This is a genomic window from Daejeonella rubra (assembly GCF_900103545.1).
GTDB classification, from domain to species: Bacteria; Bacteroidota; Bacteroidia; order Sphingobacteriales; family Sphingobacteriaceae; genus Daejeonella; species Daejeonella rubra.
Genome location: NZ_FNHH01000002.1, coordinates 169911 through 191297, shown reverse-complemented (window position 1 = coordinate 191297; position 21387 = coordinate 169911). Strand labels below are relative to the sequence as shown.

Here is a 21387-nt window from a genome sequence, read left to right as displayed (position 1 = left end):
ACATTTCCATCATCGCTTTGCGGCGATGTAAATATATATACGTTTCTACGTGAAACTGTTTCTTAATAATTTTTTGGTCTGATTAAAACATATACTTTGAAAACTCTTAAAATAGCTATCCAGAAATCTGGTAGATTAAACGAAAAATCGGTCGAACTTCTTAAAAATTGTGGTCTAAGCTTCGAAAATTATAAAAGTTCCCTAATATCTAACGTTTCCAATTTCCCTCTTGAAATACTTTTTCTTCGTGATGATGACATTCCTGAATATGTTCAGGATGGAATTGCTGACCTTGGAATTGTTGGTGAGAATGTAATCAGTGAAACTGGTGTCGATGTCAGCTTCCTTCAGATGCTGGGATTTGGCAAGTGCACGCTGAAACTGGCTGTACAAACACACAGTACGATCGAAAATATTGCCGATCTGAACGGAAAATCCATTGCTACCTCCTACCCTGTTATCCTGAAAAATTTCCTGGATGATAATAAGATCAAGGCCGAGATCAGAACGATTTCAGGTTCAGTTGAAATTGCTCCGGGACTTGGATTAAGCGATGCCATATTTGATATTGTTTCAACCGGTGGTACCCTAAAAAGCAACGGACTTAAACCTTTTGCTGAGGTTATGAAGTCGGAAGCAGTGTTAATTGGTCGCAAAGGCATAGAAAACGAACCACTGATCGTTGAACTCATTCAGAGAATTCAGTCCGTATTGCGTGCAAAAGAAACCAAATATGTGGTTCTGAATGCTGAAGCAAAAAACATTGATCAAATCTTAGCCTTGCTACCGGGAGTTAAAAGTCCGACAGTAGTTCCATTGGCAGAAGAAGGCTGGGTTGCCATTCATACGGTCATACCTGAGCGGGATTTTTGGGAAAAGATCAGCCTTTTGAAAAGTGCAGGAGCACAGGGCATCGTTGTCATGCCCATTGAAAAGATCATCTTATAGTCAGGGTTTAAAAATCGCCATGTTAAAAGTCTATAATTTCAAGGATCTGAGTCGCAAAGGAATTGAAGAGCTATGCCGACGAAATGTTGATCCTAATAATAATATCAGAACCACTGTTGCTGAGATCATTGATCATGTTAAACAGAAGGGTGATGAAGCCTTAAGGTTGTACGCTGAGAAGTTTGACGGAATTGTACTCCATAAACTTTTCCTGGATAAGGAAGAGCTGAAAACTATTGCAGCAGGCGCAGGTGAAGCAGAGAAAAATGCCATAAAGCTTGCTTACAACAATATCAAAAAGTTTCATGAAACTCAGCTCCGTGCTGAAGAAAAAATTGAGACTACCAAAGGAGTTATTTGCTGGAGAGAATATAGAGCCATTGAAAAAGTAGGTCTGTATATCCCGGGTGGAACTGCCGTACTACCAAGTACTTTTCTGATGCTTGGCATACCCGCAATACTTGCTGGCTGCAAAGAGATCATTGTTTGTTCACCTCCGCAAAAAGATGGAAAAGTGAATGCCTATCTGGCATTCTGTGCAGAATTGTTAGGAATCGAGCGGATTTATCTTGCCGGCGGAGCCCAAGCTATTGCTGCAATGGCCTATGGTACTGAAAGCATTCAGAAAGTTGATAAAATATTTGGCCCAGGTAATCAATATGTAACTAAGGCAAAAACAATGATCCAGTCTGAAAGTCAGACCGCCATTGATATGCCGGCCGGACCTTCTGAAGTGCTCATCATTGCTGATGATACTGCCAATCCTGAGTATGTTGCAGCCGATCTTCTGGCGCAGGCAGAACATGGTATTGATAGTCAGGCGGTATTGGTTTCTGATTCCAGGAGGATCATTGATGAAACTTCGGCGGAACTGGAAAAGCAACTGGCTCTATTACCAAGAGCAGAGATCGCGTCAAAAGCAATAGCTAAGTCCTATGCCATTTATTGTTCAAACCTCAATGAAGCAATGGAATTCAGTAATAGCTATGCTCCTGAACATTTGATCCTGGCAACAGATCAATGGGAGGCTATCAGTCCGGATATTATTAATGCAGGTTCTGTATTTCTAGGACATCTGACACCTGAAAGTGCCGGCGATTATGCTTCAGGAACAAATCACACCTTGCCTACCAGCTCTTATGCCAGGGCATATTCAGGTGTTTCAGTTGATTCCTTTATCAAAAAGATCACCTTCCAGCATATCAGTAAAGAAGGAATAAGAAACCTGGGCCCTGCAGTAGAAATATTAGCATCCCTGGAAGGATTGCAGGCACATAAAAATGCGGTTAGTGTCCGTCTGAAAAATAATCAGACCAAATAAAATTAGTATTCGCAAGGATTTAAATCAACCATACGATGTTCAACCTACAGAATATACTTCGTAAAAATATAAAAGAGCTTGTTCCGTATTCATCAGCGAGAGATGAATTCAAAGGGGAGGCCTCAGTTTTTCTGGATGCCAATGAAAATGCTTACGGTTCACCCTTAAGTGAAAGTTATAACCGTTATCCGGATCCATTACAATTCAAGGTTAAGAAACGCCTTTCAGAAATCAAGGGTGTTCCTCCTCAAAATATCTTCCTGGGCAATGGAAGTGATGAAGCAATTGATATTCTCTTCCGCGCATTCTGCAATCCCGGATCAGACAATGTGATAACTGTTCCTCCAACCTATGGAATGTATGAGGTTTCTGCAAACATCAATGATGTAGAGGTTCGTAAAATTAAGCTAACAGCTGATTATCAGCTTAATATGGAAGCTATTTCCGAGGCTGTTGATGAGCACACCAAGATCATTTTTATCTGTTCACCCAATAACCCAACAGGTAATTCAATAAACAGAGATGATATTGAGACCATTTTGGCAAACTTTAACGGACTTGTCGTAATTGATGAGGCCTATATCAATTATAGCCGACAAAAAACATTTATTCAGGAGTTGACAGAATATTCGAACCTGGTAGTGTTACAAACCTTATCAAAAGCATGGGGCCTGGCTGGTTTACGCGTTGGAATGGCCTTTGCGAGTGAAGAGATCATTGAGGTTTTCAATAAGGTTAAACCACCTTATAATATCAATGAAGCATCTCAGGAACTTGCTCTCGAAGCCCTGCAAAATGTGGAACAGGTAAATAGCTGGATCAAAGAAACAGTTGCTGAACGTGAAAAACTTAAAGCAGAACTAAGTATTCTTCCATCGGTTTTAACTATTTATCCATCTGATGCAAATTTCATTCTGGTAAAAACCATTAACCCTAAAGAAATTTACCAGTTTATGGTAAACAAGGGTATTATTGTACGCGATCGTTCAAAGGTTGAACTTTGTGAAGGATGTCTAAGGATAACGATCGGAACACCAAAAGAAAATAAACTATTAATTGAAGCTTTTAAAAACTTTGAAGAATTAAATAAGATATGAAGAAGGTATTGTTTGTAGATCGCGATGGCACAATTATCGTTGAACCACCTGAAGATTTTCAGGTAGACAGCCTGGAGAAACTGGAATTCCTTCCTTTCGCCATATCCTCATTAAAAAAACTTCAGGATTTTGGATATGAGCTGGTTATGGTGACCAATCAGGATGGACGCGGAACAAGCAGCTTTCCGGAAGAAGATTTTCAGAAACCGCATCAAAAAATGCTGGATATCCTGAATAGTGAAGGCATTACCTTTGCTGAAATCTTTGTGGATGATTCATTTCCAGAAGCTAACAGTCCGAATCGTAAACCAAACACCGGATTATTAACAAATTACCTGATATCAAACCTGATCGACCTGCACAATTCTTATACCATTGGCGACAGGGAGACAGATATTCAATTAGCTATTAATCTTGGCTGCAAGTCAATTTTTTATTCGGATCAGCCGCAGGAAAAAGCGGTATTGAACAGTAAGAACTGGCTTGACATTTCAAATTTTCTGACCAGAAAAAAAGACCGTTTAGTTGAGCTGGAAAGGAATACTAAGGAAACAAAAATAAAACTAAGTCTGAATCTGGATGGCAAGGGTGAACACAGTATTGACACCGGATTGAAGTTTTATGATCATATGCTCGATCAGCTTGCAAAACATTCAGGCGTTGATCTGGTTTTAAAGGTTGATGGTGATCTGGAAATTGATGAGCATCATACCATTGAAGACAGCGCGATTGCATTAGGAAAAGCATTTAAACAAGCTTTGGGAGATAAAAGAGGAATTGAACGTTACGGATTCTTATTGCCAATGGATGAGGCAATGGTACAATGTGCCATTGATTTTTCAGACCGTGCTTATTTTATTTATGAAGGCAAATTTGACAGGGAGTATGTTGGTGATTTTCCTACGGAGATGTTCGAACATTGGATGAAATCCTTCTCGGAACATGCCGGAATGAACTTAAATTTAAAGATAATTGATGGTACCAATACCCACCATATGATTGAAGCGAGCTTCAAAGCCCTTGCAAAAAGTATTAAACAGGCTATACAAATAACCGGAACTGAACTGCCCAGCACCAAAGGAGTATTATGATCGGAATAGTTTATTATGGAGCAGGTAATATATTTTCACTGACTGCTGCCTTAGATCGTCTTGGCTTAAGTTATGGGATGATCAAGACTGCGGAAGACTTTGAAAAATACGACCGGTATATTATCCCTGGTGTAGGCCATGCGGGTTCTGCCATGCAGAAACTGAAGGATACCGGACTGGTTCCATCCATAATTAAATTAAAGAAACCTGTACTTGGTATTTGTGTGGGAATGCAACTATTAACCAGGCACTCTGAAGAGGGCGATTCCGTCTTAACAAATATTATACCCCTGGAAACCAGGCTCTTCAGTGAAAAACTAAAAGTAAAAGTTCCTCATACAGGATGGAATAAGGTTTTTCAAAACACAGGAACACCTTTATTTAGTGACATCCCCTTAGGTTCACATTTTTATTTCGTTCACTCTTATTTTATAGAATTTAATTCTAATTTTACCATTGCTTTAGCAGAATACGGAATTAAATTCTCTGCAGTTATACAAAAAGATAATTTTTACGGAGTTCAGTTCCACCCGGAAAAATCCGGATTAGCCGGGGAACAATTATTGAAAAATTTTGCACACTTAGCATAAGCCCATGTATATTATTCCAGCAATTGATATTTTAAACGGTAAAGTTGTTCGCTTGCGCGAAGGTGATTACGATCAGGTAACCTCGTATGATGTTACTCTCGAAGAGATGATCGATAAATATCAGTCGAACGGTACCGAGTTTATACACATTATTGACCTGAATGGCGCCAAAGGCGATTTCAGCAATCAAAAATTCCTATTCGACATTATTAAGAAAACTGATATTAAAGTTCAGTACGGCGGGGGTGTTAGAAGTATAGAAAAAGTGAAAGAGCTGATCGATTCAGGTATTCACCGTGTAATTGTAGGAACTCAGGCCCTGACCAATGCCAATTTTCTTTCAGAATTAAGCCTCGAGGTTTGTGGAAGAGAAAAATGTCAGGATCAGGTTGTCGTAGCCATTGACGTTCTCGATGAAGTGATCAAATATTCAGGATGGATGGAGAGTTCACCTATAAAGCTGATGGATTACGTTGATAAATGTCTTAATCTCGGATTTTTTCGCTTTTTATGCACGGATATTGATAAAGATGGAAAACTTGGCGGTGCCGGTGTAGGCCTTTATAAGAAGCTTCTCGAACATTCGCCGTTCATAAAGCTGATCGCCTCAGGAGGTGTAAGCTCCATGAAAGATATTGAAGAGCTGCAAAAGATAAAAGTTGAATCCTGTGTGGTTGGAAAAGCGATCTACGAAGGAAAGATCTCTATTGAAGAGATCAAAGACTGGAATTTAAAAGCACTTATCAGTTTCTAATCCTATCCGGATAAAAAACACTTTTTCTGAAAATCAAAAGCACCTGCAGACCTGATCAAACGATTCTGAAACAGGACAAAAATCGATATTAAGATTTGAATACATTAACAAAAACCAACCTCTCTGATACCCCCGCAGGAAATGAACTTGCAAAAAGGATCATTCCCTGTTTGGATGTTAAAGACGGGCGTACAGTAAAAGGGGTCAATTTTGTCGCTTTGCGCGATGCTGGCGATCCTGTTGAACTTGCCTACCAGTACTCCGGTCAGGGTGCTGATGAATTAGTATTCCTTGACATAACAGCCACTCATGAAAGGCGCAAAACAATGGTTGAACTTGTTCGTTCTGTTGCACGCCAGATAAATATTCCATTTACAATTGGCGGAGGAATAAATGAGATCGCTGATGCTGATATTTTACTTAATTCGGGTGCAGACAAGATTTCAGTAAATTCTGCGGTGGTCAGGAACCCTGGATTTATTGATGAACTGGCACTCGCTTTTGGAAAACAGTTTGTTGTTGTAGCCATCGACACCAAACATATAAATGGTAAAAATTATGTTCATCTGAACGGCGGCAGAATTGCTACTGATATTGAAACAGAACACTGGATCAAAGAAGCGGAGGAAAGAGGTGCCGGAGAGATACTTCTGACTTCCATGGACCATGATGGTACTAAAGCAGGGTTTGATAATGAACTACTGAAAAAGATCAATGATACAATTAGCATTCCACTAATTGCATCTGGCGGAGCCGGCACTGTACAGCACTTTGTTGATCTGTTCAAATTGACAAACGTTGATGCCGCACTTGCTGCCTCAGTTTTTCATTATGGCGAGATATTGATTCCGGATCTTAAGAATATATTAGATCAAAATAATATTGAGGTTAGGCTATAACCTCTAAAAACAGACGAAATGACGATCGATTTTAATAAAAGTGAAGGTCTGGTACCCGTGGTAATCCAGGATGAAAAAACACTTGAGGTACTGATGTTGGGTTACATGAATTCAGAAGCTTATCAAAAGACAGTTTCGGAAGGGAAGGTTACCTTTTTTTCAAGAGCCAAAAACCGGCTCTGGACCAAGGGAGAGGAAAGCGGTAATTTTCTTCATGTTGTTTCGATCAAGGAAGATTGCGACAATGACACGCTGCTTATCAGGGTCAATCCCGTGGGACCGACATGTCATAAAGGTACCAGAAGTTGTTTTGATACCAATTTTAACCAGAACTTCATTTTCGAGCTGGAAAAAATCATTGAGGACCGCTATACAAATCCACTGGAAGGATCTTATGTGAATAAGCTTCGTGGCAAAGGGATCAATAAGATTGCACAAAAAGTTGGAGAGGAAGGTGTTGAAACGGTAATTGCAGCATTGAATGAAACAGAGAATGATTTTATTAATGAAGCATCTGACCTGATCTTCCACTTATTGGTTTTAATGAGAGAAAAGAATGTCAGTCTCTCAACCATTGCCCAAAATCTGGAAAACAGACATTCAGGGAAATAATAATAGCTTTTTCAGACTAATCGGACTAAGCTGAATAATTTATGATCCAGATTCAAAATACTGCAACGCTTTCCGGACATCAAAATCCGATCTATACAGTAGAAAACTCACAGAAAAAAGGTATTCTTTTTACTGCAGGGAATGATAAAGGCGTTGTTGAGTGGAGCTTAGAGACCCCCGGATTTATAAAAGTACTGTTCCCGGTAAGTTCTTCCGTTTATTCATTGCATAGCCCCGCTTCTGCGCCCCTGCTTCTTGCCGGTGAGCGTAATGGCCAGGTTGACGTATTTAATTTTCAAGAACAAAAAGTCAGTTCTGTATTACATTTCCATAAGCTTCCTGTATTTGATATCAAATCAATTGCATCAAAAAATGAAGTGTTATTTTCTTCAGAAGATGGAACAGTTTCAGTTTGGGATCTGACTGATTTGAAAATGCTGTACAGCTTCAAGGTTTCCGATGCAACAGTAAGAGTGATCAGTATAAGTCCGGATGAAAAAACTGTGGCTTTCGGTTGCAAAGACAATACTGTCAGATTGTATGATCTGAAAGATTATAGCCTTAAATGTGTGCTTGATCAACATACCATGCCGATAAGTTCATTACAATTCTCTCCTGATGGCAAACAGTTGCTTTCGGGAAGCAGAGATGCCCAATTGAAGGTATGGAGTACTGCTGATTATTCACTGATTCAGAGTATTCCCGCACACCTGTTTTCCATCTATGCTATTGCGTTTCACCCGGTTCTCCCCTACCTCGCGACAGCAAGCAGAGACAAGAGTATTAAGATCTGGGATACTGAAAATTTCGATCTGAAAAAAACGATCAGTATCGAAAAAGGATATGATTGCCACCGATTATCGATCAATAAAATAATATGGGAGCCTGTTAATCAAAGGCTTATCTCCGTGAGCGATGACAAACTTCTTAAGATCTGGGAAATCGGATTTGATGATCTGTAATAACAGAAAAAACAAATTCCTGCCTAAGAAAAGCGTTTCACTATTCGGAGTTTATGCGTGTACCGATTTAATTCAGCATTATAAATCCCCTGGGTATCAATTGAATCGATCCTCACTCTTCCGGAAGCATGGATGATCTGCTGATCATTCAACATGATGCCAACATGAGTGATGCGGCCATCTTCATTGTCGAAAAATGCCAGATCTCCTGCTCTTGACTCCTGTATAAAGCCTAGAAGCTCACCCTGCTCTGCTTGTTGCCAGGCGTCACGTTTTAGCCTTATCCCAAATTGCTTAAATACCAGTTGAGTAAAACCGGAGCAGTCAATCCCAAATATGGAACGGCCTCCCCACAAGTATGGTGCATCTAAATAAAACATGGCAGCATCCCTGACACCTGACCGAAATTCAGATTTAGTTGGATCAATTGAAGTTCCATCCAATTTATATCTTGTTTCTCCCAAATAAAAAAAGCCATCCACTGAGTGAGGGATAGTTGAACCTGCCAGGACCTTCAAAACTGAGTTGCTATCTGATTTTACAATGCTGTGAAATACTTCAGTTCCAAGAATTGAGTTGAAGTTGTTTAATCCATCAAATGCCGTTTGACTAACCTGGGTGTATTGCTTATTGTCAATCCAGCCCTCATATTCATCAAAGGCAGTCAGTATTCTGGACCATTTATCGGTAATTTCAATTAATATGAAATGATCCCCAAATAGCATCTGTGAACACATCTCACTTTTGTCGGATGGTTCAGTCCTTAAGGGTACCAAAGACAAATTACATACACCAAACTGTCGATTCATCTTGCAAATAAACCAATTTTAGATTAAATTAGCTATAATGCTGAAATTCATATCATTTAATCTATCCTAAGCTCATGATAAGTCCTGAAAATATTCATAGAATTCTTATAGCTGTTGAAGACAGCCCATATTCGGATCAAGCAGTAAATTACGGGGTTCTATTGGCCAAAAACCTGGGCTCTAAAATAACTTTGGTACATGTTGATGAAATTCCGATCAGTTCACCCTATTCTGCAGACCCCCTTTTAAATGAATCTCCGGCTATGATACCAGAGCTGATGCATATTCAGGAAGAGGCGAGTAAATTGCTCTTTAAAAAAATCAAGGAACAACATGGTGATGTGGTTGAAATTTCTTCCATAACCAAAATAGGAAGGGCACAGGACGAAATACTTGCCGTTGCCGAGGACTGCCAGGCAGATATGATCATACTGGGAACACATGGAAGGACAGGATTTGATCATTTCATTTCGGGAAGCGTGTCGGAAAGTGTAGCCCGAAAAGCTAAATGCCCGGTTCTGATCATTCCCAATCAGGACAAGAAATAAAAGACAAAAAAAATGCGACCTGAAAACCAGTTCGCATTTTTTATTAGAATTCTATTTTATTCAACATGAAGCCAGGCTTTCTTAGCCAATAACTCCTCACGGGTTTCACGTACATCTTCATCATCTACACAACAGTCAACAGGACAAACAGCAGCGCATTGTGGTTCGTCATGAAATCCAACACATTCAGTACATTTATCAGAAACTATGTAATATACTTCATCAGAAATTGCGGACTGGGCTTCTTCAGCATTCAGATTTGTACCATCTCCAAAATCAATTAGTCCTCTGAGATTAGTACCATCCGAAAATCTCCATGCTGCACCGGCATCGTAAATTGCATTATTCGGGCATTCAGGCTCGCAAGCCCCGCAGTTAATACACTCATCGGTGATTTTAATTGCCATTTTATCTAAAAGTCTATTTGTTAAGTTAATTTTGCATTAAAATGAGTAAAAACCTCATTTTTAATCAGTGTGACAAATATAACATTATTTGAAGTAAAATTTTTGGATGAGTAAGATTTTGACAAGCAAACAACGAATCAAGGCTTTTGTACAATTAGGACATATTCTGCAAAACCCGGATGAGCAATTAAGTTCACTTATAAGCTCTGCAAAACAATACAATGCCTGGTTCAGTCCACAAAGTACTGCCATGGCCGTAAACGCAATTGCAGAAATGCTAAATGAACCAGATTTGGAGAAATGGGCTGATTCTAATACAGATGAACCGGATAAAATGAATGCTGTAGGGCTGGTTCTTGCAGGCAATATCCCATTGGTTGGATTCCATGATATTCTATGTGTTTTGGCTTCCGGAAATAAAGCATTGATCAAACTTTCTTCACAGGACAAACAATTAATACCATACATCCTGGGCAAGCTGACAGAGATAGAACCCGGCCTTTCTGAACAATTTGAGTTTATCGAAAGACTAAAAGACTTTGATGCTGTGATCGCAACGGGAAGTAATAATACATCCAGATATTTTGAATATTATTTCAGCAAAGTTCCTCATATAATACGCAAGAACCGTAACAGCGTCGCCGTTTTAAATGGTAATGAAAGCAGGGAGGAACTCAGGGCTTTGGGTCATGACATTTTTGACTATTATGGCCTGGGCTGCCGTAATGTTTCTAAGTTCTATGTGCCAAAGGGCTATAATTTCAATACTTTCTTTGAATCTATTGAAGATTTTAAATCGGTTGCTGATCATCATAAGTACAATAATAATTATGACTATAATAAATCCATATTCCTTGTTAATATGGATAAACATCTTGATAATGGATTCTTACTTCTGAAAGAGGATAAGCGAATGGCTTCTCCCTTAGCAGTAGTCTATTATGAGGAATATGAAAGCGTTGAGGAGGTAGAAAAAGAATTACTGGAGAATGAAGAAGGTATTCAATGCATTATTTCAAGATCAGATTTAAACATGAATGTACTTCCTTTTGGGCAGAGCCAGCGTCCGGGCTTATCGGATTATGCAGATGGAGTAGATACAATGGCGTTTTTGAGAGGATTATGAGGACTGAGGTCGGAAGTATGAGATCAGAAGTATGAGGTCTGTTATCTGTTATCTGTTATCTGTTGTCTGTTTTCAGAAGGATTAACGCTAATTTTCAAATTAGCACTTCATATCTAACTACTAACTACTAATTACTAAATACTAAATAATTAACTTTGCCGCCAATGTATGTGATTAAAGTTAGGGGGGTTGCAAAGATCCCGGATTACGTTCAACTACGTGATGAAAAGTTCACCTTGCTGGCGTATTTTCGTTTAGACAGGCCTGAAAAAGCATTGGATAAAGCTGGTTTCGCTGAACAGGCTGAATACATTATGGATAAAATTAAAGACCTGCCTTTCGGGCAAATTTTAAAACTTGAATTATGATAGGCAACTCAGTTATAAAATTAAATGGTGTAGACATATACCAGCAGAAACATCTTGTTCTAAATAATGTTGACCTCCAGATCAGTCCCGGGGAATTTGTTTTCCTGATCGGACAAACAGGATCGGGTAAAAGTAGCTTATTGAAAGTAATTTACGGTGAGCTCCATATTGCAAATGGGGAAGGTCAGGTTGCAGGTTTTGATCTTAGAAAACTCAGTGACAAGGAAATTCCTTTCCTGCGCCGTAAACTGGGCATTGTATTTCAGGATTTTCAATTACTGACAGACCGTACCATCGAGGAGAATCTGGAATTTGTATTGAAAGCTACCGGCTGGAAAGACAAAAAGCTGATCTCAACACGAATATTAGATGTACTTGAAAAAGTTGGATTACGCTCAAAAATAAAAAAGATGCCTCATGAGTTATCGGGTGGTGAGCAGCAACGGGTTGTTATTGCAAGAGCCTTACTGAATGATCCTGAATTAATCCTGGCCGATGAACCAACAGGTAATCTGGATCCGGATACATCTGAAGATATTGTAACCCTGTTAAAACAGATCAGTCAATCGGGGACTGCCGTATTAATGGCATCTCATGATTATCATATCATCAGGACATTTCCATCAAGAATTATTAAATGCGAAGGTGGGATCATACATCAGGACGTTACGATCTAATAATTCTCAATTAAATAAACAGCAATTAATGTCAGTTGTAAGTTGATTACAGCCGAAATGCTGACAGCTTGACTGATTTAATTTTTGGCAAAAAAATTGCCATTAAATAATATGAAATTTTCAGAATTATTGAATAAAAAGAAGAAGACAAAAATGGAAGAGAATCAAACGACTGAAAATACGGATCAAAAAGATATTCTGGAAGAAAACGAGGCAGTGAATAATGAGGTACCAGAAATTGATGAAAATTCAGCCCAAGCAGAAGAGGAACAAATTTCAGATGAAGATAAATTAAAAGCAGAGGCTTCTGAATGGCAGAATAAATACTTAAGGTTATATGCAGAGTTTGACAATTTCAAACGTCGCACAAGCAAGGAGCGCTTGGAATTACTTCAGATAGCGGGAAAAGATGTGATCGTTGATCTTTTACCTGTGCTTGATGATTTTGAAAGAGCTCAGAAATCAATGGAAACAGCTTCGGATATAGAGGCCGTGAAAGAAGGGGTGAAACTTGTTCATCACAAATTAAAAAACCTATTGACAAGTAAAGGTCTTAAAGAGATGAATTCTATCGGTGCTGAATTTGATGCCGATGTTCATGAAGGTATCACCAATATTCCTGCACCATCAAATGATCTCAAAGGAAAAGTATTAGACGAATTAGAAAAAGGATATTACCTGAATGATAAGGTGATACGCTTTGCAAAAGTTATAATCGGAGCATAGGATACTATGCCAGCCTTTATGCCGGGCTTATAAAAAGGTGCATAGTGTTTATTTATAAAAATGGCTAAAAGAGATTATTACGACATACTTGGAGTAACACGCAGCTCAACTGCAGATGAGATAAAAAAAGCTTATCGAAAAATGGCAATTAAATATCATCCGGATAAAAATCCGGGCGATAAACAGTCTGAAGAGAATTTCAAGGAAGCAGCTGAAGCCTATGAGGTTTTAAGTAACGCTGAAAAGAAAAGAAGATATGACCAGTTTGGTCACGCCGGTGGAGCTGCAAGCCCTAATGGTGGTGGTGGCGGTGGTGGTCACATGAATATGGAGGACATATTCAGCCAGTTCGGAGATATTTTCGGTGGCGGCGGCGGTGGCGGCAGTCCTTTTGACAGTTTTTTCGGAGGTCAGCAGCAAACCCGTGGCGGACGACGTGCAGCACGCGGAAGTAATCTACGCATCAAAGTCAAACTAAGCCTGGAAGAAATTGCAAAAGGTGTAGAGAAAAAAGTCAGAGTAAACAAGCAGGTTGTTTGTGAAACTTGCGACGGAAGTGGAGCAAAGGATAAATCATCATTTAATACCTGCCAGACTTGTAATGGCAGTGGAGCTGTAAGAAGGGTAACAAACACCATTCTGGGACAGATGCAAACTACCAGCACCTGCCCGACTTGTAATGGAGAAGGTACACAGATCACTTCAAAATGTACTACCTGTCATGGAGATGGTCTAACACGCGGTGAAGAAACTATCAGCATTAACATTCCTGCCGGAGTAAGTGAAGGAATGCAATTATCTATGAGTGGTAAGGGAAATGCCGCACCTCGTGGTGGTATTCCAGGTGATCTGATCATTCTCATTGAAGAAACCCCGCATGATTCATTAAAACGTGAAGGCAATAATGTTATTTATGACCTCCATATCAGTTTTATTGATGCAGCGATCGGAGCAAGCATTGAAGTACCTACGATAGATGGAAAAGCAAAGATCAAGATTGATCCGGGAACCCAGGGAGGTAAAATTCTACGTCTGAAAGGCAAAGGTGTGCCTGAAGTAAATTCTTATCACCGTGGAGACCAATTGATCTATATAAATATATGGACCCCAAAAGTACTTTCAAAAGAGGAACGTGATGTTTTAGATCGCTTAAAGGAATCTCCCAATTTCAAACCACAACCTGGAAAAAACGAAAAAAGCTTCTTCGATAAAATGAAAGAGTACTTCGAATAAGTTCTGAAAACAAAAAAACCATCCAAAACAGGGTGGTTTTTTTGTTTTATTCCAATTTTTTATCAATGCTTATTAATAATAAGCAATTCATTCAAAAATTTTACATCCGGAAGAATTAATTCCCTGATTTATACACGTAAGTTTTAATAAATTTGGCCTGCCTATGATTGTATGGCGTTAAAATAAAGAAATGGACCTACACAGATACTTAATACCTAAGCGAATAACAATTTCCTTGTTGTTCATACTCCTTGTTAATTTCAGCTTTGCCCAAAGCAAGGTAGATTCTGTCCAGAAAGTGGGAGAAATAGTGATACGTGCCTATCTTTCTGAGCAACCTATCCTTCGGGTTCCTTCATCTGTCAGCCTGATCAGTAATAAGCAGCTTAGAGATCAACCCGGCATTTCAATGCTTCCGGCTCTGAATTCAGTCCCCGGTATAAGAATGGAAGAGAGATCTCCGGGAAGTTACCGCTTATCTATTCGTGGAAGTTCATTACGTTCACCATTCGGGGTTAGAAATGTGAAGGTTTACCTGGATGAATTCCCATTAACAGATGCAGGAGGCAATACCTATCTGAACCTTATTGATGTAAACAGCATTCATAATATTGAAGTATTAAAAGGACCGGATGGCAGTTTATTCGGCGCGAACTCAGGCGGCGTTGTCTTGTTAAACCCTGTTGACAAGCATTCTGACAGTTCATGGGCATCAGCAGGAATTAGCAGCGGTTCTTATGGCTTATTCCAGGAAAAAATTGCTTTGCAGAAAAAATTCAAAAATCAATATCTGAATATCAACCATTCTTACCAGAGGTCTGATGGATACAGAGAGCATAGTGCTATGAGCCGAAACTTTGCACAAGTGATGTACCGGATGAATTATTCAGAGGAGAATCAACTTCGTGTTCTGGCATTCTATTCAGATCTGGAATATAAAACTCCAGGAGGATTAACTCTCGCTCAATATACGGCTAACCCAAGGGCAGCGAGACCGTCAACAGCATTTGCGGCTGGTCCTGTGGCACAAAAAGCCCGTATTGAAAACAATACCTTATATGCCGGAATTGTAAATGAAGCAAAGATCATTGACAACCTGCGACATGTTGTAGCTCTTTACGGTTCAACAACAGATTACCTGAATCCTTTCATAACTAATTATGAAATCCGCAAAGAAAATACTGCCGGGCTACGTACTTATCTGGAATTATCAGGAAATGAGGATAAATCAATTAATTGGAAGTGGAACGCAGGTCTCGAATTACAAAGTACCGGAGCTGATATAGCCAATTATAACAATAACAGAGGTGTACAGGGCAGCCTTCAGGCACAGGATGATATTATTTCAAACCAATTCTTTTATTTCACCCGTTTTTCAACGAATATCGGAGAAAAACTGAGTGCAGAAGTTGCTGCAAGCTTAAATTATTATAAGTATAAATTTTCAAAAGATATCCGTACTTACGCCACCCGCTTTGAGCGCAAATTCGATCCGGAGTTAATGCCTCGTTTCGCATTGTCTTATAAACTTTCTGATAATCTGGCGCTTCGTACCTCAGTAAGCAGAGGTTACTCTCCTCCAACGATCGCAGAGGTGAGGGCATCTGATAATATAATTAACGCCAATATTGAATCAGAAACCGGATGGAATTATGAAGCAGGTTTCAGATTACGTAACAGAAATGACAGGTTGTGGCTGGATGCATCAATCTTCCAATACAGACTGGAGAATGCCATAGTGCGCAGGGTTAATGCAAATGATACTGAATATTATTTAAATGCAGGTGGTACTCGTCAAACAGGTGTGGAAACTCAGGCCAGCTATTGGCTCATTGAACCGGGGTCCAAAGGATTCCTGAGTGGCTTTCAAGTACAAAACAGCTATACATTGAGCAAGTATTTCTTTCAGAATTATGTAAATGGAACCAGTGATTATTCAGGAAACCGCCTGACAGGTACACCAAGGGCGGTAGTGATCAGCGGACTGGATTTCCGGTTCCAAAAGAATTTCTACCTGTTCGCTCAGCACAATTACACTTCAAAAATTGCTTTGAATGACGCAAATAGCGTTTATTCAAAATCATTTGATCTGGTACATTTTAAAGCCGGATGGAGAACCAGTAAACCGGGCAAGCCTGTAATTGATGTTTTTGCAGGAATAGATAACCTGCTGGATGAAACCTACAGTCTGGGGAATGATCTGAACGCCTTTGGTGGCAGATATTTCAATGCTGCTGCTCCGCGCAACTTCTTTGCCGGAATGAAACTTACTTTATAAATTTTAAAAAAATACATCCGATGAATTGATCATCGGATGTATTAGATCAATATTTCATTTCTGCTAATTTCTCAGTTGGATTCATCATATAAGTAACTAAAGTTCCATCATTCAGAAGCTCCAGAACCCGGAAACCTTTGTATGGAGTACCCCAGTTGCCTCCAACATGTGAATCAAACAGGAAAGGTATATTATCTGCCATCTTCACACCATCCTGATCATGCTCATGGCCATGTAAACCAGCGCGGATATTTGGATACTTTTTAATTAGTGTGAAAAAATCAGGAGTATCAATGGCATGTTTGGTCCATTTTGCCTGAGGGATATGAAGGATCAAAAACACATTCTTTTTACTTTTATACTGCTCTAACTTCGACTCTAACCAAACCAAGTCTGGAGAAACATAAGTTCCCTGCTCATTGGAGGTATCAGCCAGAATAAATGCTGAATCTTTGGCCTCAAAGCTATGATTCAATGGCATTTTCCATACCTCATTCCAGAATTCACTGCTAACCATGTCATGATTTCCCCTGGTGACAAAATAAGGTACCTCAAGCTGATCTATTTTTTTCTTAACCAATGGAAGAAAAGATTTTTCATTATGAATGATATCCCCATTTATTAGACAAAAATTCAGTTTATTGGTTTTATTAAACAGGTTGATCTGGTTAATAACCTTCTCCGTCATTTCATCAAAGGCTGTATCCGGCTGACCATAATGAAAGTCGGAGGCGACAGCGAACCTGAGCTTCACTTTTGATTTTAATCCATACACTTCAGATGCAGACAGATCTGTGATCTTTCCGCTAAGCAGCAAGGCCGAAGCCAGTGATATCTGCCTGATAAATATTCGTCTTGATTGATCTTTGATATTTTTTTTCATAATTTGAAAATGCCTGAATAAATCTAAATAGTAAAAATACTTATGTAAAATTCAAAATTTAAAATGTTATTCATGTTTATTAAATATTAAATAATTAAACGCCCTGTCTATCCCCTATTTCAATTTTGGATCTTTTAACTCAGTGGTATCACTCTCCAGAAACTGTAATTTATATCCTCCGAAATCGATCATGGCTTTAGGAAATATTTTTTTTAGCTGTTCTGCTTCTTCAGGCTTTATTGAAGTTTGGAACAGGAATATTTGCCTTAGTTCTTTCAAGCTCTTTAACTGCTCCAATCCCTTTGCGCTTACCTTTGTTCCTAACAAATTAAGGTATTGCAGCTTTTCCAGATTTTTCAATTGCCCAATTCCCTGATCAGTTATTGCTGTACGCTCCAGAGATAAACGGGTAAGTGAAGATAGAGCTGAAATACTTCCAAGCATCTGATCTTTCAGGTTCGAATCTCCCAATTTAAGCCAGATCAATTGTTTCCTGATTGGATCCAGTAACTGCAGATCCTTTTCAGTTAAACCTTCTACTGCCACAAAATTTGCAAACAAATAGTTGCTGTTCTGAGCAACTGCCGTTAAGGCAATACCTCTTTCCTGCAATTGTTTGATAGCACCCGCATCTGCAATCTCAACTGACTCTGCAGGCACATCTGAAAGCTTAAGCTCTTCTTTTACTTCCTCTGATTGTAAGGCAAGTAAAACAGGTTTGATCTTATCAGTTTGAACGAGTGCATTAACTTTCTTATTAAAATCTGCACCACTGCTTACCCACCAATGCAATAGGTCCAACTCAGATTTTGTCAGCTGCGGCTGCTCCAATGGAGGCATATGATCATCACTATCTTTTGCAAGAAGGATTCTTTTGATCAGTTCACTTTCATCAACCTTGCCACCTACAAGAACGAGTCCCCCCTTCCCTCCTTTTAAGATCAGATCAGGCATATCCAGTCTCAATTTACCTTTTTGCTTATCAGGACCATGGCATTTATAGCATTTGGCTGTCAGTATCGGCCTGATGACATCATTGTACACAAGAGCTTCATTAATATCAGGGATAGGTATCCTTTTTGTTGTGATAGCATTACTATCACTATTTGAAAAAGCCTTAAAAAGATAATCCGAACCATGGGTGATTGATCCGCCTAAGTGCCCGGTAATAATGATCAGCAATACCATCAGTCCCGTTACCCAGATGTTATCCTTCTTTCTTCTGTTCAGGCCGTAAGCAAGAATTGAAATATTGGCTACAGCGATCCCAAACCATTGGTGATTAGAGATAAGGTCCCCATCATAATCGCCGGAATTGGAAAGCAGATAACCGCTGATGCAGGATAAAATAGCACTGATCATTCCCCAGAATAAGGCAATGCTCACTGCTATTGATAAGGATTGATATTTCTCCTTACTGGATAACCATTGAAAAAGTGCAGCAACTAATAATACGCCAATCGGCAGGTGAACCAGAACAGGATGGAACCTTCCAATAAATTCGGTAATGTTCTCTAAAATAACAGAGCTAATAATCATTCAGCAGGAATAAAAGGATCAGGAATATCTTTTTCTGAGCAGGTGCATCATATGTACATTTATAGCCCATTGATCTCCTAAAGGTTGTTTTGTATAAGGCAAAGTGGGCATATAATCAGGTGGTCCAAATTCGGTAAGTATGGTTACTACCTCTCCATTCTTCTTCTTTCTCTCCACAATCTTATCCCACCATTCAAAATGCTGCCTGACTACCGGCTCCCATTCAGGTGCGCGGGGGTCATTCACCTGCGGACCTTCCGGGTGCCCTATTCTGGCATGAATATGATCTGTTCTGCTCAAAGCCATTTCAACAGTTTCTTTCTGATCGGCCAATAAACTTTCATGAACATTGCACCAATGCGAAATATCTAATGTTAAACGCAATTCAGGGAAGCTTTCGATGAACTTTCTTGTGATATGAGCTGCAAATAACATTCTCCCTCTGTGAGTTTCATGACAGATCAGGATTCCGGTTTCTTTGGCAAGTGCCTGAGTATGTTCTATGAACTTCTTGTTGTCATCAAAACTAAAATGATCTCTTCCTGAATGGTTGTTAATATACAACGGCCTTTGGATATTTTGTCTGGCTGCCGCATCAATCATTTTCTTGTAGAATGCAAGATGTTCCTGTGGGTTTACCTGGGATCCGCCGCATAAGAAGCCGATTTCAAGATCGTACTTTTTCAAGGCGGCAAAAATATCATCCTGAGCCTTTTTATTATCTGTTGGCCACCATAACTCTATCCCATCATACCCTTCTTTCTTCACTTTAGCGCAAAATGCATCCATCGTTCCCACAAAACCCCAGCTGGTAGCTAAGATCTTTAATGCATAATTTTTATTGGTCTCAGGCATTGGTTCAGTCTGATTCGCGAATGATTCCATTGAGGATAATAATAATGCAGCAGAACCGGCTGCAGAGGTCTTAATAAATTCTCTTCTATCTTGTTTCATAATATTGTTAAGGGATCGAACTGAATTTCTAAGAAATAATATCTGTTATCACTTTACCTCCCACATCTGTTAAACGGAATGGACGCCCTTGAGACTCGTATGTTAATTTCTCATGATCAAAGCCCAGCTGATTTAATATAGTAGCCTGAATATCAAATGCTTCAGTCTTTCCGCTCACTATATCATAGCCGATCTCATCAGTTTCACCATAAGAAGTTCCTCCTTTAATTCCGCCGCCTGCCATCCACATATTGAATGCTCCGGCATGGTGATCTCTGCCTTTATAAGGCATATCTTTACCTTCGCGATTTTCCTGCATGGGTGTTCTTCCAAATTCTGCACCCCAAACGATCAAAGTTTCATCAAGTAATCCTCTTTGTTTCAGATCGAGTATTAATGCTGTTATCGGCTTGTCAACGCTTCGGCATTTATTTACCAAACCAATATCAACAGAACCACTGGCAGAATTTCCATGTGTATCCCAGCCCCAGTCAAAAAGCTGAATATAGCGGACACCTTTTTCCACGAGCTTTCTTGCCAGCAATACATTGTTTGCGAAACTGGTTTTACCTGGTTCTGTTCCATACATCTCATGAATATAAGCCGGTTCATCATTGATATTCATCACCTCAGGTACAGATATCTGCATCTTATAGGCCATTTCATATTGTGCGATCCGGGAAAGTATTTCAGGATCCTGGTACTCCGCGTACTGATCATGATTTATTTTATTGATCGCATCAATTGAAGCTTTACGCAAGTCTCTATCCATCCCATCCGGATCCTTAATAAATAAAACCGGATCACCCTCTCCCCTGCACTGTACTCCCTGGTACACACTTGGTAAAAATCCGCTGCCCCAAACGCTTTTCCCAGCATCAGGATTATTACCACCTGAGGTTAAAACAACAAAGCCCGGTAAATTTTTATTCTCAGATCCCATCCCATAGGTTACCCATGAACCGATGCTGGGCCGGCCTAATCTTGCAGAACCGGTCTGCATTAATAATTGCGCCGGCGCATGATTAAACTGATCTGTCGTTACTGCATTGAGCATAGCAATTTCATCTGCTACTGTTGACAGATGGGGTAAATTATCAGATAACCATAAACCACTCTGGCCATATTGTTTAAATTTAGCTTGTGGACCAAGCATCTTCGGTACACCACGAATGAATGCAAATTTTTTACCTTCCAGGAGTGACTGCGGGCAATCCTGACCATCCAGCTTAGCCAGTTCAGGCTTATAACTAAATAACTCCAGCTGGGAAGGTGCGCCTGCCATGTGTAAATAAATGACAGATTTAGCTTTACCCGGGAACATCGGAGACCGGGGTGCCAGCGGATTCGATGCATCAAACAAACTACTGGATGCTTCTGATGAATTGGTCCCGCAACTACCCAGCAATGACCCTAAGGCCAAAGCACCAAAGCCCATCGCACTTTCTTTCAGAAAATGCCGCCTTGTATGCTGTTGCAGAGCTGCTTGTTCAGCCTCCTTTAATAACCGTTGAATTAAAATTTCATTCTTCATTATCGAAAATGATTTTGCCTCAAATAAATGA

Annotated in this window: 22 protein-coding genes; 16 read left to right on the top strand and 6 right to left on the bottom strand. The window is 39.6% G+C overall.

Annotation, left to right across the window (positions count from 1 at the left end; genetic code table 11):
- Nucleotides 1–96 precede the first annotated feature (96 nt).
- The 9 genes from hisG to BLR27_RS02295 all read left to right on the top strand — a co-directional run bounded on the left by hisG (nucleotide 97) and on the right by BLR27_RS02295 (nucleotide 8274).
- Nucleotides 97–948 carry an ATP phosphoribosyltransferase gene (gene hisG, locus BLR27_RS02335; protein WP_090699017.1) on the top strand — a complete coding sequence of 284 codons (852 nt, stop codon included), beginning with the start codon at nucleotides 97–99 and terminating at the stop codon, nucleotides 946–948.
- A gap of 19 nt (nucleotides 949–967) precedes the next feature.
- Complete coding sequence (gene hisD / locus BLR27_RS02330) at nucleotides 968–2269, top strand: histidinol dehydrogenase (RefSeq protein WP_090699013.1); 1302 nt, start codon at nucleotides 968–970, stop codon at nucleotides 2267–2269.
- A gap of 35 nt (nucleotides 2270–2304) precedes the next feature.
- Nucleotides 2305–3366, top strand: coding sequence for a histidinol-phosphate transaminase (gene hisC / locus BLR27_RS02325; protein ID WP_090699009.1), 1062 nt, complete (start codon nucleotides 2305–2307; stop codon nucleotides 3364–3366).
- Nucleotides 3363–4457, top strand: coding sequence for a bifunctional histidinol-phosphatase/imidazoleglycerol-phosphate dehydratase HisB (hisB, locus tag BLR27_RS02320; protein ID WP_090699004.1), 1095 nt, complete (start codon nucleotides 3363–3365; stop codon nucleotides 4455–4457). Before hisC ends, hisB begins: the two co-directional genes overlap by 4 nt.
- On the top strand, nucleotides 4454–5047 hold the full coding sequence (gene hisH / locus BLR27_RS02315; RefSeq protein WP_090699000.1) for an imidazole glycerol phosphate synthase subunit HisH: 594 nt from the start codon (nucleotides 4454–4456) through the stop codon (nucleotides 5045–5047). Before hisB ends, hisH begins: the two co-directional genes overlap by 4 nt.
- Nucleotides 5048–5051: 4 nt before the next feature.
- Entirely contained in the window at nucleotides 5052–5801 is a 750-nt protein-coding gene (locus BLR27_RS02310; protein WP_090698995.1) for a 1-(5-phosphoribosyl)-5-[(5-phosphoribosylamino)methylideneamino]imidazole-4-carboxamide isomerase, read from the top strand.
- A gap of 95 nt (nucleotides 5802–5896) precedes the next feature.
- A complete protein-coding gene (hisF, locus tag BLR27_RS02305; protein WP_090698988.1) occupies nucleotides 5897–6700 on the top strand; it encodes an imidazole glycerol phosphate synthase subunit HisF in 804 nt (267 codons plus the stop codon).
- A gap of 18 nt (nucleotides 6701–6718) precedes the next feature.
- The gene (gene hisIE, locus BLR27_RS02300; RefSeq protein ID WP_090698984.1) at nucleotides 6719–7312 is read left to right on the top strand and encodes a bifunctional phosphoribosyl-AMP cyclohydrolase/phosphoribosyl-ATP diphosphatase HisIE; all 594 of its coding nucleotides are present in this window, start codon (nucleotides 6719–6721) and stop codon (nucleotides 7310–7312) included.
- 41 nt (nucleotides 7313–7353) lie between these two features.
- Entirely contained in the window at nucleotides 7354–8274 is a 921-nt protein-coding gene (locus BLR27_RS02295; protein ID WP_090698979.1) for a WD40 repeat domain-containing protein, read from the top strand.
- Nucleotides 8275–8297: 23 nt separating this feature from the next.
- Here the strand turns inward: BLR27_RS02295 and BLR27_RS02290 are convergent, their stop codons facing one another.
- Nucleotides 8298–9083: a C40 family peptidase gene (locus BLR27_RS02290; protein ID WP_090698974.1), complete on the bottom strand. Its 786-nt coding sequence runs from the start codon at nucleotides 9081–9083 to the stop codon at nucleotides 8298–8300.
- Nucleotides 9084–9157: 74 nt separating this feature from the next.
- On the opposite strand from BLR27_RS02290, the gene BLR27_RS02285 reads away from it, so the two are divergent.
- On the top strand, nucleotides 9158–9631 hold the full coding sequence (locus tag BLR27_RS02285; RefSeq protein WP_090698970.1) for a universal stress protein: 474 nt from the start codon (nucleotides 9158–9160) through the stop codon (nucleotides 9629–9631).
- A gap of 56 nt (nucleotides 9632–9687) precedes the next feature.
- Here the strand turns inward: BLR27_RS02285 and BLR27_RS02280 are convergent, their stop codons facing one another.
- Entirely contained in the window at nucleotides 9688–10038 is a 351-nt protein-coding gene (locus BLR27_RS02280; RefSeq protein WP_090698966.1) for a 4Fe-4S dicluster domain-containing protein, read from the bottom strand.
- A 106-nt stretch (nucleotides 10039–10144) separates the two neighbouring features.
- On the opposite strand from BLR27_RS02280, the gene BLR27_RS02275 reads away from it, so the two are divergent.
- The 6 genes from BLR27_RS02275 (at nucleotide 10145) to BLR27_RS02250 (ending at nucleotide 16446) form a co-directional block, all read left to right on the top strand.
- On the top strand, nucleotides 10145–11164 hold the full coding sequence (locus BLR27_RS02275; protein WP_176767584.1) for an acyl-CoA reductase: 1020 nt from the start codon (nucleotides 10145–10147) through the stop codon (nucleotides 11162–11164).
- Between the two features lie 164 nt (nucleotides 11165–11328).
- Complete coding sequence (locus BLR27_RS02270) at nucleotides 11329–11532, top strand: fructose-6-phosphate aldolase (protein ID WP_090698962.1); 204 nt, start codon at nucleotides 11329–11331, stop codon at nucleotides 11530–11532.
- Nucleotides 11529–12209, top strand: coding sequence for a cell division ATP-binding protein FtsE (locus BLR27_RS02265; protein WP_090698958.1), 681 nt, complete (start codon nucleotides 11529–11531; stop codon nucleotides 12207–12209). Before BLR27_RS02270 ends, BLR27_RS02265 begins: the two co-directional genes overlap by 4 nt.
- Before the next feature lie 111 nt (nucleotides 12210–12320).
- Nucleotides 12321–12935 (top strand): nucleotide exchange factor GrpE, encoded by a 615-nt coding sequence (locus tag BLR27_RS02260; RefSeq protein WP_245704400.1) that lies wholly within the window; start codon nucleotides 12321–12323, stop codon nucleotides 12933–12935.
- Nucleotides 12936–12995: 60 nt separating this feature from the next.
- The gene (dnaJ, locus tag BLR27_RS02255; protein ID WP_090698953.1) at nucleotides 12996–14168 is read left to right on the top strand and encodes a molecular chaperone DnaJ; all 1173 of its coding nucleotides are present in this window, start codon (nucleotides 12996–12998) and stop codon (nucleotides 14166–14168) included.
- A gap of 190 nt (nucleotides 14169–14358) precedes the next feature.
- Nucleotides 14359–16446 (top strand): TonB-dependent receptor, encoded by a 2088-nt coding sequence (locus BLR27_RS02250; RefSeq protein WP_090698950.1) that lies wholly within the window; start codon nucleotides 14359–14361, stop codon nucleotides 16444–16446.
- 46 nt (nucleotides 16447–16492) lie between these two features.
- Here the strand turns inward: BLR27_RS02250 and BLR27_RS02245 are convergent, their stop codons facing one another.
- The 4 genes from BLR27_RS02245 to BLR27_RS02230 form a co-directional block, all read right to left on the bottom strand.
- Nucleotides 16493–17329: a metallophosphoesterase family protein gene (locus BLR27_RS02245; protein ID WP_090698946.1), complete on the bottom strand. Its 837-nt coding sequence runs from the start codon at nucleotides 17327–17329 to the stop codon at nucleotides 16493–16495.
- Between the two features lie 114 nt (nucleotides 17330–17443).
- Nucleotides 17444–18868, bottom strand: coding sequence for a c-type cytochrome domain-containing protein (locus BLR27_RS02240; RefSeq protein WP_090698943.1), 1425 nt, complete (start codon nucleotides 18866–18868; stop codon nucleotides 17444–17446).
- Nucleotides 18869–18886: 18 nt separating this feature from the next.
- A complete protein-coding gene (locus tag BLR27_RS02235; protein ID WP_090698939.1) occupies nucleotides 18887–19822 on the bottom strand; it encodes a sugar phosphate isomerase/epimerase family protein in 936 nt (311 codons plus the stop codon).
- Nucleotides 19823–19850: 28 nt separating this feature from the next.
- Nucleotides 19851–21356 carry a DUF1501 domain-containing protein gene (locus BLR27_RS02230; RefSeq protein WP_090698936.1) on the bottom strand — a complete coding sequence of 502 codons (1506 nt, stop codon included), beginning with the start codon at nucleotides 21354–21356 and terminating at the stop codon, nucleotides 19851–19853.
- Between the last annotated feature and the right edge of the window lie 31 nt (nucleotides 21357–21387).